General features: G+C 42.7%; 18 protein-coding genes. 11 read left to right on the top strand and 7 right to left on the bottom strand.

Features of this window, described 5'->3' with window-relative positions; genetic code table 11:
- Positions 1-195: 195 nt before the first annotated feature.
- The 4 genes from Q0081_RS05330 to Q0081_RS05315 all read right to left on the bottom strand — a co-directional run bounded on the left by Q0081_RS05330 (position 196) and on the right by Q0081_RS05315 (position 3,810).
- Positions 196-1,410: an MraY family glycosyltransferase gene (locus Q0081_RS05330; RefSeq protein WP_298350090.1), complete on the bottom strand. Its 1,215-nt coding sequence runs from the start codon at positions 1,408-1,410 to the stop codon at positions 196-198.
- Positions 1,411-1,505: 95 nt separating this feature from the next.
- Complete coding sequence (locus Q0081_RS05325; RefSeq protein WP_298350088.1) at positions 1,506-2,300, bottom strand: glycosyltransferase family 2 protein; 795 nt, start codon at positions 2,298-2,300, stop codon at positions 1,506-1,508.
- A 51-nt stretch (positions 2,301-2,351) separates the two neighbouring features.
- A complete protein-coding gene (locus Q0081_RS05320) occupies positions 2,352-2,930 on the bottom strand; it encodes a WcaF family extracellular polysaccharide biosynthesis acetyltransferase (RefSeq protein ID WP_298350086.1) in 579 nt (192 codons plus the stop codon).
- Positions 2,872-3,810: a glycosyltransferase family 2 protein gene (locus Q0081_RS05315; RefSeq protein ID WP_298350085.1), complete on the bottom strand. Its 939-nt coding sequence runs from the start codon at positions 3,808-3,810 to the stop codon at positions 2,872-2,874. The genes Q0081_RS05320 and Q0081_RS05315 overlap by 59 nt, the downstream gene beginning before the upstream one ends.
- Positions 3,811-3,905: 95 nt before the next feature.
- Between Q0081_RS05315 and Q0081_RS05310 the strand changes: the two genes are divergently transcribed.
- From Q0081_RS05310 to Q0081_RS05285, 7 genes are all read left to right on the top strand, one after another.
- Positions 3,906-5,195, top strand: coding sequence for a 3-phosphoshikimate 1-carboxyvinyltransferase (locus Q0081_RS05310; protein WP_298350083.1), 1,290 nt, complete (start codon positions 3,906-3,908; stop codon positions 5,193-5,195).
- Positions 5,192-6,961 (top strand): ABC transporter ATP-binding protein, encoded by a 1,770-nt coding sequence (locus Q0081_RS05305; RefSeq protein ID WP_298350081.1) that lies wholly within the window; start codon positions 5,192-5,194, stop codon positions 6,959-6,961. The genes Q0081_RS05310 and Q0081_RS05305 overlap by 4 nt, the downstream gene beginning before the upstream one ends.
- Before the next feature lie 92 nt (positions 6,962-7,053).
- Positions 7,054-8,214 carry a homogentisate 1,2-dioxygenase gene (locus tag Q0081_RS05300; RefSeq protein WP_298350078.1) on the top strand — a complete coding sequence of 387 codons (1,161 nt, stop codon included), beginning with the start codon at positions 7,054-7,056 and terminating at the stop codon, positions 8,212-8,214.
- A 63-nt stretch (positions 8,215-8,277) separates the two neighbouring features.
- Positions 8,278-9,516 carry a fumarylacetoacetase gene (gene fahA / locus Q0081_RS05295; protein WP_298350076.1) on the top strand — a complete coding sequence of 413 codons (1,239 nt, stop codon included), beginning with the start codon at positions 8,278-8,280 and terminating at the stop codon, positions 9,514-9,516.
- 44 nt (positions 9,517-9,560) lie between these two features.
- Entirely contained in the window at positions 9,561-10,337 is a 777-nt protein-coding gene (locus Q0081_RS05290; protein WP_298350074.1) for a winged helix-turn-helix domain-containing protein, read from the top strand.
- A 28-nt stretch (positions 10,338-10,365) separates the two neighbouring features.
- Positions 10,366-10,635, top strand: a complete 270-nt coding sequence (locus Q0081_RS31810; RefSeq protein WP_409034046.1) for a transposase — start codon at positions 10,366-10,368, stop codon at positions 10,633-10,635.
- A 58-nt stretch (positions 10,636-10,693) separates the two neighbouring features.
- Positions 10,694-11,509 (top strand): aldo/keto reductase, encoded by an 816-nt coding sequence (locus Q0081_RS05285; RefSeq protein ID WP_298350073.1) that lies wholly within the window; start codon positions 10,694-10,696, stop codon positions 11,507-11,509.
- A 101-nt stretch (positions 11,510-11,610) separates the two neighbouring features.
- Here the strand turns inward: Q0081_RS05285 and Q0081_RS05280 are convergent, their stop codons facing one another.
- The gene (locus tag Q0081_RS05280) at positions 11,611-12,735 is read right to left on the bottom strand and encodes a DegT/DnrJ/EryC1/StrS aminotransferase family protein (RefSeq protein WP_298350072.1); all 1,125 of its coding nucleotides are present in this window, start codon (positions 12,733-12,735) and stop codon (positions 11,611-11,613) included.
- A gap of 66 nt (positions 12,736-12,801) precedes the next feature.
- On the opposite strand from Q0081_RS05280, the gene nagA reads away from it, so the two are divergent.
- The 4 genes from nagA to Q0081_RS05260 all read left to right on the top strand — a co-directional run bounded on the left by nagA (position 12,802) and on the right by Q0081_RS05260 (position 15,314).
- Positions 12,802-13,935: an N-acetylglucosamine-6-phosphate deacetylase gene (gene nagA, locus Q0081_RS05275; RefSeq protein WP_298350070.1), complete on the top strand. Its 1,134-nt coding sequence runs from the start codon at positions 12,802-12,804 to the stop codon at positions 13,933-13,935.
- Between the two features lie 10 nt (positions 13,936-13,945).
- Positions 13,946-14,326, top strand: a complete 381-nt coding sequence (locus Q0081_RS05270) for a VOC family protein (RefSeq protein ID WP_298350068.1) — start codon at positions 13,946-13,948, stop codon at positions 14,324-14,326.
- A 273-nt stretch (positions 14,327-14,599) separates the two neighbouring features.
- On the top strand, positions 14,600-14,998 hold the full coding sequence (locus Q0081_RS05265; protein ID WP_298350067.1) for a DoxX family protein: 399 nt from the start codon (positions 14,600-14,602) through the stop codon (positions 14,996-14,998).
- 94 nt (positions 14,999-15,092) lie between these two features.
- Complete coding sequence (locus Q0081_RS05260) at positions 15,093-15,314, top strand: VF530 family protein (protein WP_298350066.1); 222 nt, start codon at positions 15,093-15,095, stop codon at positions 15,312-15,314.
- A gap of 46 nt (positions 15,315-15,360) precedes the next feature.
- Here the strand turns inward: Q0081_RS05260 and Q0081_RS05255 are convergent, their stop codons facing one another.
- On the bottom strand, positions 15,361-15,615 hold the full coding sequence (locus Q0081_RS05255) for a hypothetical protein (protein WP_298350065.1): 255 nt from the start codon (positions 15,613-15,615) through the stop codon (positions 15,361-15,363).
- Positions 15,616-15,634: 19 nt separating this feature from the next.
- Positions 15,635-16,750 (bottom strand): NADP-dependent isocitrate dehydrogenase (locus Q0081_RS05250; protein ID WP_298350063.1); only part of this gene is annotated, 1,116 nt, incomplete at its 5' end.

Genomic DNA, 16,750 nt, shown 5'->3' with positions numbered 1-16,750 from the left:
CTGTGACAACTTGGGCAAAATAGGTACATAATCTTTGAGTTTAGTCACTCCAAAGTTAGGCATTTGCCCCCGTTGTCTATTTTTTTGTTATAGCATTACTTTGCGCGCACTGCCCTTTCTTTTTCATTTCGCAAAATTGCAATTATTTTAGTTTTGATTCCAAGAAGTTCTGTCGTTCTCTATAGTAAGAAAAACTTACAGGCCGCGAATAACGCGACGTGCCCAGGAATTCTTACCGCTTGAGCTATCAGGGCTTTTAAACACATCTGACCAATTCAAATGTTTTTTCAATTTTAAAGCGCGCATTTTTAATAAATAACCCGCTCCTAAATACAGACAAAAAAGCCCTACCAATATAAAAAATGCCTGCGTATTGGTAATGAATTTAAAGGTGATGAAGTAGCCCACTACATTTGCGATAGTCATGGCCCATAAAGTAATGGAAGTCTGAAAATGATTAAAACCATTATCAAGCAGTACGTGGTGCATGTGGTTACGATCCGCTTTAAATGGGGAGCGTTTATTAAGAATTCGCACCAAGAATACCCGTAACGTATCGAAGATAGGAACAATCAATAAAACAACTGCTAAGATAGGTGCATTGAAAAATGCATTGGTATCGTACTGATAAGTGACGTTGAGTCGGATAAATTTGACCGCAAAAAATGCCAACAAAAATCCTACAATCAGAGAACCAGTATCGCCCATGAATATCTTACTGGTTTTGGAGAAATTAAAGCGTAGAAATCCAAGTAATGCTCCCGATAAAGAAAACGCCATGCAGGCCATTGAAAAATGGTGATTCAACAAAAACCAGGTACCAAAACTTAAACCTGCAATAAACGCGATACCTCCAGCAAGCCCGTCCACCCCGTCTATAAGATTGACAGCATTAATGATGGCTATAAAGATAAAAACGGTAAAGGGAATGCTGATAATATCCGGGATATGATACCAACCGAAAATCCCAAAGAAATTATCTACTTTCAGGCCGCCCAACAAAATCAGTGTTGAAACAGCCACTACTTGAAGTAATAGTTTTTTATTGGGGTCAAGCACCAAAATATCATCTTTCAAGCCTAAGAAAAACAAGATGGTCAGTCCTACTACTGCTAAACTTGTAAGATAAGCATCCGTTTGCTCATTGGTATGCGGCCACAAAAAATGAGCTATTAATAAAGAAGCATAGATTGCAATTCCACCAAATTCGGGTGTTTCCTGTTGGTGCGCGCTGCGGAAATTAGGCTTCTTTTTAAGCTCCAGTAAACCACTGATATTAATAATAACCGGAATAGAAGTAATAGCGATAGCACAAGCAATAAGGAAAGAAATAAGGCATTGATACACTTCATGTTGAAGTATATTCTGGTATTGGCTTCGAAGTACGTCTATTAGTATATCTGCATTCATAAAATTCTGCTTGAACTCTTCTGCCTTTCATAACGAGAAGACAAAAATTATAAAAATTAGCTTAACACACAAAAAACTTGGGCGAAAATAAACTTCTATTTATTATTCGGTTCTTTTGGTCGGTTAACAAATTGTAAAACCTTACGAACGGGCTTCAGCCAAAGAGTAAACCAGTAAGGTTTCAACTCATTCAGGTCCCAGGCAACTCGATCGCTTTGATTGGCCTTCAAACGATTTTTGATATTTTTATTACTTACCCCCCCCACTCTCATTACTGTAATAATTTCGGGAAGGTAAGCCATCTTTATACCGTGCCTATACATCATTCTCAACATCAATTCGTAATCTGCGGCACTTCCCAAATCGGTTCGATACGCTCCAAATTGTTGATAAGACGCAAGCCGCAGGAAAAAAGTTGGATGAGGAGGCATCCACCCGTATAAAAACTTATTTTGACTGAAAGCACCCGATTTCCAATACCGTTTTATCTGCTGACTATTTTCCCCAAATACTTGTTGCTTATCTTCCCCATCTACGTAAATTAAGTCTCCATAGATGCCATCAGCTTGGGTTCTTTTTAATTTGGACGCAATTTTTTCAATTACAAAAGCATTACGATAAAAGTCGTCAGCGTTCAAAATTCCAATTATATCACCGGTGGAAAGGGCAATGCCTTTGTTCATGGCATCGTATATTCCGTTGTCCTTTTCCGATTGAAATACAGCAATTTTCGTGCCGTAACTTTTGACTATTTCAGGCGTTTTATCGGTTGATTTTCCGTCAATAATAATATATTCAATATCATTGTAAGTCTGTCCAATCACCGATTCGATACAATCCCGAATCGTTTTTTCTCCGTTATAAACTACTGTTATAATACTTATTTTCAAGACATTATCTTTTAAATATGGTCTTTACTTACTATGATGTTTATCCGTACCTTATTCACTTTTAATCTTTCTTTCCCGTATCCACTGCGCGGGATTTCCCTGATAAATTCCGTAGGCTTCCAAGTCTTTTACCGCTACTGAATTAACCGCCAATACTGCGTGTGAATGACAGGTTACGTTGGGACAAACCACTGATTTTGCACCAATCCATACTCCTTCTTCCAAGACAATTTTACCCACTCGCAAATCAAACGTACTGCTGGTATAATCATGATTGCCCGTCAACAGCATTACTCCTTGCGACAGACATGCATTATTACCTATAAAAACCTCAGCCAGACTGTCAATCCAAACTTCTTCTCCTATCCAGACGTAATCACCAATAGTAAGTAACCAAGGGTACTTAATATTTACTTTTGGCTTTATCATTACTTTCACTCCTACTTTTGCTCCAAAAACCCTCAATATAAAGCACTTAACAGAGGTAGTAATCGGAAAATAAGAATTAAAAAAAATAGCATTTACAACAAACCACAACACATTTTTCCAAAATGGTGGGTGCTTGTACCAACTATTGTCGTACCGAGATAGATCGGTTTTGAACCGATGCGAGGTCTTTCCCGTATTCATTTCGGAAAAATTCGATGATAGCTTGTTTATCTTGTCCAACCCGAAATTCTACTTCGTAAATTTTAGCATCTACCAGAAACCGATACCAAAGCCCTTGCAAAAAGTGCCACATCAAGCCTTTCTTTCCATCCAAAAAGCCTAATTTCACGAAATACCTATACAAAAAATACGCAAACGGACGAGTAAAGAGGGGTAAAGAAGCATATTTCAGCTTAAGGAAACGTTTTCGCTGCTCCTGCGTACCAAACAGTTTCGGTATAACGCGCTCGGTATCTGCAAAATTATATTTAATATCTAATAAATCAATTACTTCACGAATAGCATAATTATTATGTTTTTGTGTCCACCAAGTTAGGTTGTTGAGATTATGGTCCACAATATCGTTTTTGAACTCAACCGTTTGGCCTTCTGAAAGTTTGATGTGCTCGTCCATCCAAAGTTCTTCACAAATCCCTTTGTTTCTCTGCCACAGTCTTAACAACCAAATCGGGTAATAGCCGCCGCGTCGAATCCATTGATTCATGAACATTACCCTGCGTTTTACATATACGCCCGTTGTACCTTCTGCCAATGTTGGAAGAGTCTGAGTAATTTCTGCTGCCAGTTCAGGCATGACGTACTCATCGGCGTCCATACGCATGAGCCACTTCGTCTGAAAAGGATTATTATCAATGCCGAAATTGAACTGAACGGCATACGTAATCCAAGGATTATAGACCACTTTGGCTCCCAGAGATTCCGCGATTTCGACCGTACAATCTGTAGAACCGGAGTCTACAATAAAGATTTTGTCCGTAAAAGTCAAAAGGCTTTTGACACACCTTTCGATGTGTTTCTCTTCATTGTTTGTTAAGATGATTACGGAAATATCTGTCTTCACTCTACTGGTATTTCAGAGCGCAAATTGTACTTTTTTAGGTTGAAAAGCAAAAAAATGCCCTTAACTTTGTAAAATTATCAGATTATTGACTTTCAATGCAAGCCCTTACAGTTTACCCACCGCAACAAATCATTCGAGCCACCATCCAATTGGCAGCCTCCAAAAGTGAAAGCAACCGTGCTTTGATTATTAATGCTTTAACCCATTTTAAAGGCGAATTAGAAAACGTTTCTGCTGCCCGCGATACACAAACCATGCTTCGATTACTGCAATCGTCTGATTCTGTCGCTGATGTATTGGATGCCGGGACAACGATGCGCTTTTTGACGGCTTATTTTGCCGTGACAGGCCAACTCAAAACCATGACGGGGACTCCCCGCATGTGTGAGCGGCCTATTGGAATTTTGGTAGATGCCTTACGCACTTTGGGAGTTGATATCACCTATAAAGGCAAAGAAGGGTATCCTCCTTTAGCACTGAATGGCTTTTCTTATTCGGGTCAAAATCACGTCAAAATTCGGGGCGATGTAAGCAGTCAATATATTTCAGCATTGTTAATGATTGCTCCCACTTTGCCCGAAGGCATTACCCTTGAACTGACGGGCGAAATCGGCTCGCGGCCCTACATTGAAATGACCTTGCAACAAATGGTGGCTTTCGGGGCTACTTTCGAAGCTAATTGGGACGACAAGACCATTCACGTTCCTACCCAAAAATACATTCCTACCCATTACCAAGTCGAGTCCGATTGGTCGGGGGCAAGTTATTGGTACAGCGTAGTGGCTTTGGCCGAAAATGCTGAAGTAGAATTGTTGGGTTTGAAAGAAAACTCTTTGCAGGGCGATAGTGCCATTGTCCAAATCATGGAAAACATGGGCGTCAAAAGTACTTTTACGAAGGGGGGAGTTCTTTTGAGCAAAATTACCGCCAAAGAAGCTTTTGAATGGGACTTTACAGATTGTCCTGATTTAGCTCAAACGGTAGCAGCCTGTGCAGTGGCCAAAGGAATTACGGTTACCATGACGGGCGTTGAAAGCCTTAAAATTAAAGAAACCGACCGTATCGCTGCGCTCCAGGCAGAGTTGCCTAAAATAGGAGGAGAGTTGGTGGAAGTGATAGAAAGTGTAAAGTATGTTGTAAGGAGTTTACAGTCTACAGTTCACAGTTCACGGTTTAAAACGGGCGGCGTTCAACTCGACACTCTGCACCCTACCTTCGACACTCACAATTTACCTCTTATTGACACCTATGATGATCACCGAATGGCGATGGCGTTTGCTCCCGTAGGCATGATTCACCCAATTATAATTTCCGAACCTCACGTAGTAGCTAAGTCCTATCCAAGCTTTTGGGAGGATTTGAAGAAAGTGACAACCGTTGAATGAACAATCCTTATTTCACCCTTCTTCGCACCGCTTGGCGATATGCACGTCAGCAAAAAGGACGCTATCTGTTAGTGTATAGCCTTTTTGTATTGGCGAATGTCGTTTTTGCGCTTAATCCACTTTTATACGGATGGTTTGTGGAGGCCATTCAGAAAGAAGGAACGGGCGTTATCAAACACGTGTGGATGTATGCGGGAGGATATTTATTTTTGATGTTGCTCGAATGGGCTTTTCACGGCCCCGCCCGAATTATGGAGCGTGAATTAGCCTTCAATCTCAGTCGCAATTTTTTGGATGAGATGTACCATCAAGCCTTGCATTTGCCCGTTCGTTGGCATCAAGACCACCACAGCGGAGCTACCATAAATCGCATCAGGAAGGCCTACGAAGCGCTTAAAGATTTCTTTCAAAACGGCTTTATGTTTCTTCATGCCTTTTCGAAATTTGTTTTTTCGTTTTTGGCAATCCTCTATTTTTCACCCTTCTATGGAACAATTGGGGTATTGATTGGGGTGTTTACAGTTTGGATTATTTTCAAATTTGACAAACCCTTCATTAAAGCGTTGGACGAAACCAATGAGAAAGAACACATCGTCTCCTCCACGCTTTTTGACAGTCTTTCCAACATCATTACGGTGATTACACTTCGGCTCGAAAAGCGCATGGAACACAGCTTAATGGGAAAGGTTTCGGCCATTTTTCCTCCTTTTCGCCGTACTGTCGTTATCAATGAATGGAAATGGTTTGTGGCCAGTGTCCTTATCGGAGTGATTTATGTGGTCGTTGCGATTGGGTATGTATATGAGCATTATATTCCCAATGCCGTATTTTTGGTGGGAGGATTGGTGACACTTCTGGGTTATGTAAATCAGTTTACAAGTGTATTTCAGGATGTGGCTTGGCAATACACTGAAATCATCCGCTACAATACCGATGTTCAGACAGCGCGAACGATTAGCGAAGCATATACCCAACAACATCGGCCTGAAACCGTTGAAACTCTGCCCAACCATTGGCAAACCATTCAGATACAGAACCTTAGTTTTTCTCACCGGGAAACGTACGATGAAAAGAAAACGGCTCACAGCCTCCATAACCTGAATTTGAGAATTGAGCGCGGTCAACGGATTGCATTTATCGGCGAAAGCGGAAGTGGTAAGAGCACGTTGTTGGCATTGCTCCGGGGACTTTATGAAGCCGAGAATGGCCTTCAACTTACGGTTGATGGAAAACTATACAATGGACTTTCCCTTATTACCGATAGCGTCACGCTATTTCCGCAAGAGCCGGAAATTTTTGAAAATACAATTGCTTATAACATTACCCTCGGGCTTCCCTTTCCCGAAACTGACATTTGGCAAGTATGCGATACAGCACAATTTGCCGAAGTGGCAAAGCAACTTCCGAACGGGTTAGAATCCAATATTCAGGAAAAAGGGGTGAATCTTTCGGGTGGACAAAAACAACGTTTAGCTTTGGCACGAGGAGTTTTGGCCGCTCGAAGCAGCGACATTGTGCTTTTAGATGAACCCACCAGCAGCGTTGACCCCAAGACAGAAGCACAGATTTACGACAGCCTGTTTGAAGAATTCAGCAATAAAGCGGTACTGTCTTCGCTTCACCGCTTACACCTGCTGACTAAATTTGACTACGTGTACGTACTTCAAAATGGACGAATAGTGGACGAAGGCACCTTTGAATCTCTCCGTCAAAATAGCTCCATTTTCAAGGAATTATGGAAGCATCAAGAGAAAGCAATGCAGTAGCATTGACTATTATTTGCCAAAACAACTATTGCTTTAGCATTTATATTTTGTAATTTAGCGCATACTTTTTTGTATCTCACTCAGAAAAAGTCATGCCTATTTATCATAAACTCGGTAAAATCCCCTCTAAACGGCACACGCAGTTTGAAAAACCCAATGGAGGATTGTATTACGAACAGTTGTTTGGCACGATTGGCTTCGACGGAATGTCATCGTTGATGTACCACCAGCATCGGCCTACGATGGTGAAAGAAATTTTGTCGGAGACGGATGTTTCACCAAAAATCGCCGTTGAAAAAGGCATCAAAGCACGGTTGTTGAAAGGGTTTGAAGTTCCCCCAAAGGATGATTATTTAGAAAGCCGAACAAGGCTTTTAGTCAATAGCGACGTACATATCAGTTTAGCGGCACCGCGCCAATCCCTGACTTCTTATTTCTACAAAAATGCGGATGCTGATGAGTTGCTGTTTATTCATCGAGGTTCTGGCAAATTGCGTACTCAATTAGGAAATATTCCTTTTGAATACGGTGATTATCTGATTATTCCGCGGGGGATGATTTACCAAATTGAATTTGATACGAAAGACAATCGCCTACTCATTGCTGAGTTCTTTCATCCGATTTATACCCCCAAACGCTATCGGAATTGGTTTGGGCAATTGCTCGAACACTCGCCTTATTGCGAACGCGATTACAAACTCCCCGAAGAATTGGAAACCCACGATGAAAAAGGAGATTTTGTCATGAAAATCAAAAAGCAGGGCAAAATCTATGAAATGCTTTACCCTACCCACCCTTTTGACGTAATCGGTTGGGATGGCTACAATTTTCCTTATGGTTTTTCAATTCATAATTTTGAACCCATTACAGGGCGAATTCATCAACCGCCGCCCGTGCATCAAACTTTTGAAACAACGACTTTTGTCGTGTGCTCGTTTTGTCCGCGGCTGTATGACTACCATCCCAAAGCCATTCCTGCGCCCTATAATCACTCCAACATTGATTCTGACGAAGTGATTTACTATGTGGATGGCGATTTTATGAGTCGCAACAACATTGAACAAGGCCATATTACACTCCATCCGGGAGGCATTCCGCACGGGCCTGCTCCGGGAGCTTATGAGCGCAGCATTGGTAAAAAAGAAACCATCGAACTCGCCGTTATGATTGATACGTTCCGACCGTTGATGTTGACCGAGGAAGCTCTGAAAATTGACGATGAGAAGTACTATCAGAGTTGGTTAAGCCCCTAGCCCCCCAATGGGGGATTTTAGTTTAAAACAATACGCATAAAATGATTGATAAAAACACTTGGCTTGCTCCCCCTTCGGGGGGCGTCAGACTTCTCCATTCATAATTTACCCTACGGTATTTTATCAACTCCAAACATCTCCAAAAGAGTCGGTGTAGCCATCGGTGATTGGGTGATAGATATGCCCCGATTAGCCGATTTAGGTGCTTTTGGCGGAATTGATTTTGATAAAAATGTCTTTCGGCAATCTTATATCAATGATTTTATGGCTGTAGGCAAAGCCGTCCGGGTAGCCGTAAGACACGTTTTACAACAAATTTTTGAAGACCCATGCAGTCCTTTTAAAGTACACGCAACCGATTTTTTGATTCTGCAAAAAGACGTTGTGATGCATATCCCCGTCAAAGTGGGCGACTACACCGATTTTTATTCGAGTGAACAACACGCGTTCAATGTTGGTGCGATGTTCCGTGACCCTAAAAACGCACTTTTACCCAATTGGAAACACTTACCCGTTGCTTATCACGGTCGAGCGTCTTCCATTTTTGTGTCAGGCACCAATTTCCACCGCCCCAAAGGGCAGATGTGTCCCGACGAAACTCAACCGCCGTTTTTTGGCCCCACCAAACGCCTTGATATTGAACTCGAAATAGCAACCATCATTGGCAAAGGCAACGAAATTGGGGACGCTATTTCAGTAGATGAAGCCGAAGACCATGTGTTTGGTTTCGTGTTGTTTAACGATTGGTCGGCACGAGACATTCAGAAATGGGAATATGTGCCTTTGGGGCCCTTTTTGGCAAAAAACTTCTTCTCTTCCGTTTCGCCTTGGGTAGTCACGATAGAAGCTTTAGAACCCTTTCGAGCACCCGCCAACGAACAAATTCCGGAAGTACTACCTTATTTAAAGGAGCAAAATCGCCAAAACTTTGATATAACCTTAGAAGTTTATCTTACTCCTCATTCGTCATTCAACACTCGAAATTCGTTATTCAAACTATGCAGTTCAAATTTTAAAAATATGTATTGGACTGTTAATCAGCAAATTGCACATCACACCATCAATGGCTGTAATCTCAACATAGGGGATATGCTGGCTTCGGGCACCATTTCAGGAAAAGAACCCGACAGCTTTGGGTCGTTGTTGGAGCTGACTTGGGGAGGCAAAAATCCGATTACGCTTCCAGATGGTTCAGTACGGAAATTTATTGAAGATTACGATACAATTACCATAAAAGGATTTGCTCAAAAAGGAGACGTAAGAGTTGGATTTGGAGAAGTAAAAACAACTTTACTGAACTAAATTAGGTTTGCAATAAAGTGGGAGTATGATTTCGTTAGTATGGTATGGAATTAATCTTAGAAAAAGAACAATTAATGTTGTTAAAGGAGCTACAACAGAACACCTCTGATAGAGACACTTATCAGCGACTAACAACGCTATTAATGTTGCACAACAAATTTTCTGCACAACAAATTTCTGAGAACTTGGGTATTGCCCCATCAACGGTAAATCGCCACTATCATCAATACATTGCTTCCAAAAACTTTGACACTTATTTGGAGCATCATTACAAGCCATGCGTGGGTAAACTAACGGAGCTAGAACTGCAAGCAGTAAAATCTTACCTTGAAGCCAATAGTTGTCATAGCTCACTTCAAGTTTTGTCTTACATCATTACCACATTTGGCGTGGTATATAAGCCTGATAGTGTGATAGCTTTACTGCATCGTTTAGGCTTTGTTTACAAAAAGACTAAACTTGTTTCCTCAAAGGCTAATTTAGCTAAACAGGAGGAATTTATCGTTAATTTCAGAGAAATAGAGCGTAATTTAGCTGAAAATGAAGTTATTCTTTTTGGCCATGGGGTACACCCACATCATAATACAGAATCTACCTATGCTTGGATAGCAAAAGGAAAAGAGAAAGAAATGCTCTCTAATACAGGCCGAGTTAGAATCAATATTAATGGGGCTATTAACCCGGCAAACCCTACTGAAATCGTTTATCATGAGTGCCATACTATTGATGCTATCACTACAATAGTATGGTTAAAATTGATAGAAGCAGCCTATCCCCAAAAGAAAACTATCCATCCGCTTCGGCGGTCCGATTTACGTTGATAATGCACGGTATTATCGGTCTAAATTAGTGAGCGAATTTTTACTAAATTCACCTATTGAGATGCATTTCTTACCCCCATATTCGCCCAATTTAAATCCCATAGAACGGCTATGGAAATTTACTAAAAAAGAAGTGATTAAATCCAATTACACGCCTGATGCCAACATATTCAAAGAACGAATTAGAAACTTTTTTGCCAATATTGGCAACTACAAAGACAAATTAGAGTCTTTGATAAATACAAATTTCCAAAAACTCAATCCAGCCCCTACTGGATTGCAAACCTCTTTAGTTTGAGTATACAACCTGTGTCGTAACATTTGCTCAATCACTTAAAATTGACTGTGGACTGCTTATGATTCCTTCCATAACTTTGAACAACGGCATTGAAATGCCCCAACTTGGCCTTGGTATTTATGACCCCGAACCCGGTCATGACATTCGTCAGGCGGTCTTGTGGGCGTTTGAATTGAGCTACCGCCTCATTGATACGGCGGCCGCTTACCGAAACGAACGCGAAGTAGGCCAAGCCATGCGCGACAGCGGCTTGGCCCGCGAAGAAATATTCTTAACCACCAAAGTTTGGAATACCGACCAAGGTTACGAGCCGACTCTCCGCGCGTTTGAAGAAAGTCTGCGCCAACTCAATACCGACTACGTGGATTTGTATCTGATTCACTGGCCTGTTCGCGAGCATCGGATTCAAACGTGGAAAGCATTGGAGAAGATTTATGCCGAGGGAAAAGCGCGGGCGATTGGGGTTTCCAACTACTACATTCCCCATTTTGAAGAATTGTGGTCACATACCGATATGGTTCCTGCCGTCAATCAGTTGGAACTCAGCCCCTACTGTTATTTACCTGAACAATTGGACTATTGCCGCCAACGCGGTATTCAGGTAGAAGGATATGCCCCGTTGGTGAGAGGATTAAAATCAGAAGATCTGCGCTTGGTGAAAATCGCCGAAAAACACGGCAAAAGCACCTTTCAAGTGTTAATTCGGTGGTCATTACAGCAGAAAGCAATTACGATACCGAAATCGGTCAGCAAAAGCCGTTTGGCGGCTAATTTGGACGTATTTGATTTTGATTTATCGCCCGAAGATATGGCTGAAATGAATACGTGGCACGATAATACCCGCGTTGCTGAAGATCCGATGGATTATTTATAGTGATTCAATTCGTGGAGTTTTAACTTTCGCTTCAACGTCGGCGAGGACTGGGCCGCGGCGGCGTACCGTGTCCCCGTTCTAAACCTCGCCGACGTTAATCTTCAAAAACAACTTTTGATAGCAGTTACCACTCTTCCCAACTCCTCCTTCGTCAGATTAGAACCCGACGGCAGACAAAGCCCATCTTGGAAAAGTTTTTCGGCCACATTGCCTCCGTAATAAGACGTCCCGGCGAAAACAGGTTGCAAGTGCATTGGTTTCCACAAAGGACGCGCTTCGATATTTTGAGCCGCTAATTTCAATCGAATATCTTCTCGGGTTACGCCCCCCGTTTTCTCGGTATCCATCACCAAACAACTTAACCACCGATTAGAAAAACTGCCCTCGGGTTCAGGTTGAAAGGTAATGCCTTCTATATTAGATAATTCACGTTGATAAAAGGCAAAATTACTTCGTCGTTGAGCTACTCGTTCGTCAATCACTTCCATTTGTCCGCGGCCGATACCTGCGCAAATATTGCTTAAACGATAGTTGTACCCAATTTCGGAATGTTGGTAATGAGGCGCATCGTCGCGGGCTTGGGTGGCCAAAAACCGTGATTTTTTGATAAAATATTCGTCATTGGAAAGTAACGCTCCGCCCCCTGACGTGGTAATGATTTTGTTGCCGTTGAAAGACAATACGTTGAGCAAACCAAAACTTCCCAATTTTTTACCCAAATAAGTAGAACCCAACGCTTCGGCAGTGTCTTCAATCAGCGGTACTTCATAACGTTGACAGACCTCGGCGATTTCCTGCATTTTGGCAGGCATTCCATACAGGTGCACTGCAATTACCGCCTTGATAAGCTTGCCTTTTGCCTCTTGATTTTTGATGGCTGTTTCCAACGCATCGGGACAGATGTTCCAAGTATCCGGTTCAGAGTCCACAAAAACGGGTGTAGCGCCCTGATACACAATGGGATTGGCCGAGGCCGAAAATGTAAACGACTGACACAAGACCACATCATCGCGGCCAACTCCCAGCATTACCAATGCCAAGTGCAACGCTGCCGTACCCGATGACAGCGCTGCCGCGTGACCTACACCTACATAATTACACAAGTCCTGTTCAAAACCATCTACGTTGGGTCCGAGGGGAGCAATCCAATTGGTCGCAAATGCCTCTTGGACGTATTTTTGTTCGTGACCGCTCAAATGCGGCGAAGAAAGCCAAATTTTATTCATAATTCGTTCTAAAACTTCCCGAAAGTTCTACATCTTTCGGGAAGTTCCAAAAAAAATAAAAAACAGATGCGCGCCCTTACCCATTGCACTATCTACACCGGTAAAGCCATTTTGACCCATCACGCCGTATTGATTGACAATGAAATCATCAAAGACGTTGTTCCTCAAGACCTTGTGCCGGCTGATGTACCCACAACCGATTTGCAGGGCCATGACCTAACAGCGGGTTTTGTTGATTTGCAATTGTACGGTGGAAAAACGGGCTTTTTTGTCCGCGATTTGTCAGAAGAATCATTGACCGATATGGTTGAAACCCATCGTCAGGACGGTACAGTCGCTATCGTTCCAACGCTGTATTCGACCTCTCTCCAACGAATTTTAAAAGCCATTGAGGTAACCAAAGCCTACATCGCTTCGGGCAAAACGGGCGTTTTGGGACTACACATTGAAGGGCCGTTTATCAATTTTGTCAAACGAGGCGCTCACAGTGCCAAAGAAGTCAGGGTTCCAACACAAAGGGAGATTCAGCAAATCATTAATAAGAGCGAAGGATTGTTGACCGTGATGACGATTGCGCCCGAAATTTGGCCCGAAGAACTGTTACAACTCATTCAAAACAGTTCGATTATCCTGTCACTTGGGCACACCAACGCTACGTACCAACAGGCGAAAAGCTACTTTGCCAACGGCATTCATTTGGCAACGCACCTCTACAACGCCATGCGTCCTTTTGAAAGCCGCGAACCGGGCGTAGTAACCGCCATTTGGGACAGCCCTACGGCCAATGCCAGTATCATTGTGGACGGTTATCACTGCGATTTTGCCACGGTACGCATTGCCAAGCAACTCATGGGCGAGCGCCTTTTCCTGATTTCGGATGCGACGTTGGCCAAAATTGAACCCATGCGGTTTGTGTTTAAGGATTTCACTGCCAATTACGACGGACAACGCCTGCTCAACGACACAAGCCTGTTGGCGGGTTCTGCCATTACGCTCTTGGATGCAGTACGTAACTGCATCCAACACGTCGGTATTCCGAAAGACGAAGTGTTTCGAATGGCCTCTACCTATCCCGCACAGCACATTGGTGTGAGTGACCGATATGGCAAAATAAAGGCCGGTCATTCGGCAAATTTAGTGGTGTTGGATGAAGGACAAAAAGTGGTAAATCAAGTTAAAAACGGTAAATTTATTGCTTAAAAACAGAACCATGAAATCAATCTTCAAAAACGTTTGGCCGTATCAAAAAGACGCCAAGAACCTGCCCGTAGCAGATGTGGAAACCGCGATTCCTTTTTACGAAACCGTCCTGGGTTTTCAGTTGGTTTCCCGCAGTGAAACTCCGTTTAAATCGGCACTGCTTGAGCGCGACGGTATCCAAATCGGCTTGGCTGAAAATGGCGGCGACCCTACCCAAGACGGCTGTTTTTTTGAGGTGGATAATGCCGAAACGGCTTTCGCCGAACTGAAATCCAACGGGCTTGAACAGGACAAACCTAATTTTACATTCCAAAATTATTCACGCCCCTTCAAAGTCTTTTTTGTGATAGCACCCGATGGGCTGTGTTATTGTCTGGGTGAACCGCAATAGACTTCAATTGGATAAAAAAGGATTGAAAACTTCGATTAAAGCCACTATTTGCTAAAGCCAACTATACCGCATATCTCTATGAATTTCGGGCAAATTTATGGTTTGCTTTTTCAGAAACATCCCTAAGAAACGTGTCGCAATCACCCCCTTACTTTGGCATTTTTACACCTTTTGAGTGTGGGTTATTTTGTGCAATTTTGTTTTATCAAAAACGCACAATCCTACAGCTATTTTACTGCAACAATCTCTCAAACCACGTAAAACAAACTCAAAATGAAAAAGGACAAAATGATTTATTGGGCGGCTACAGGCATTATTTTTCTATTTGATACCGTTATGCCGGCCCTTACTTCTCACACCGAATTGGCCAAACAAGGCATCGCCCATCTTGGCTATCCTGACTATTTCAGAATTCAACTGACGGTTTTCAAAATAATCGGTGGTTTGCTTTTGGTGTTACCATTTGTGCCGAGTCGTTACAAAGAGTGGGCTTACGTAGGTTTCGGTATTTCGTTTATTTCAGCGTTTATCGGACATTGGGTAGTGGACGGTTTCAACAACGGACAAACGCTTTTCCCGTTGGGGATATTTGGAATTCTGACCGTTTCGTACGTGTACTACCACAAGCTTTTGAAATACAACGGAGCTGGTGTTTACCCCGTAAACGTCTGAAAATAGCTGCTTTATTTGCAAAACGAGTGGAATTTATCAGCAGCTGCTGCCGATAAATTTTGCAGAGAAAAGAGATTGTTCTTACTTTGCGGCTATGAACAATCCTCAGGCAAATAATCCTCTCCATGGCATTACGCTCGAAATGATGCTGAATCACTTGGTAGACCACTATGGGTGGGAAACCATGAGCGAGTACGTAAATATTCGCTGTTTTCAATACGACCCCAGCATTAAATCAAGTTTGACCTTTCTGCGAAAAACTCCCTGGGCTCGTACGAAGGTGGAGCAGTTGTATTTGATGAGTTTAAATGATTAAAGGCGAGCAATTAACTCGCCTTTAACGTTTGAATTTTATCTTCTAATTAACTCCGGTACAGCATCATTTCTACCTTCGCCATCAGGTCAATCTTACTGTTTCCTGGAGCGCTGCAAAATGCTACCGCCTGCCTGAGTTCACGTTCAATCGTCTTTATTTTATTCTCCGACGCTTTTATATCTTCCTCACTTTGAGCTTCGTTGAGAATTCGCTCTTGGTGGTAATTGATTTTAACAGCCGCCAAAGCTTCCAGTAATTTTACGGCAGATTCCCCTTCAAAACGGCCGTTAATAAGAGTCATTTCCATCTGTTTTGTGCATTTATTGTCCTTGTCCTAATGAAAAAGCAGCCTTTCCTTCAAAGGTGTACAGGTTTTCCGTTTTAATTACCTCGATGTTTTTTTCAACGGCTTTCTCCAAGAGCATGATGATTTGTTTTGAAGAAATACCCGTCTGATTCACTGCCATAAAGCGGCAACGCCAGTGATCGGTACAGAAAGTCTCCTTAAATCCGGCGGGCCACACTTTAATCCCCCGGTTAGAAATCATGGACAATTGCAGCGATTCTGAAGAAAGCTCCGACACCAATTCACCAAGCACCTCGGGGTTCTCCCCAGGCCAATGGACAAAAATATCCGTGCCGATCAGTTCTTTTTTACGTGGCGGTTTTCTTACGTACGGCTTGAGTTGAAGAGCAGCCCCCTGTTCGTACTTGACGGGCGTCAATTGTTGGGGAAGTTGGCCTAAACGTTCAATCACGGCCTGCGCAAACTCTTTCGTACCTACTTTTTGTTTACTGAATCCTTCTTTGTAAATATCGTAGGTATGTACTCCATCTTCCAGCGTTTTGAGCCAGGCATTCTGTATTTTTTCGGCGACATCCGACTGTCCGATATGATTAAGCATTAAAACAGCCCCCTGCAATAGCCCCGAAGGATTGGCCATATTTTGTCCCGCCCGGCGCGGAGCCGAACCATGAATGGCCTCAAACATCGCGGCATGCTCTCCAATGTTGGCTGACCCTGCCAAACCTACGGAGCCTGCAATTTGTGCCGCAATGTCAGAGATGACATCTCCGTACAAATTCAGGGTTACAATCACGTCAAACGCTTCGGGAGTATCCGCCATTTTAGCGGCTCCTATGTCAATGATCCAGTGTTCTTTCTCAATGTCGGGATATTCCTGACCAATCTCATCGAAAACCGCGTGAAAAAGGCCATCAGTTTGCTTCATGATGTTGTCTTTGGTGAAGCAGGTGACTTTTTTTCGTTTGTACTGTTTGGCATATTCAAAGGCGTAGCGAATGATTTTTTCACAGCCCGGACGACTAATCAGTTTCAGGCATTGAATAACCTCGTCGGTTTGCTGATGTTCAATTCCTGCGTACAAATCTTCTTCATTTTCCCGAATAATCACCAAGTCCATGTGGGTATGTTT

Source organism: Runella sp. (assembly GCF_027484545.1).
GTDB lineage: Bacteria > Bacteroidota > Bacteroidia > Cytophagales > Spirosomataceae > Runella.
This window is presented reverse-complemented; position numbering and strand designations above follow the sequence as displayed.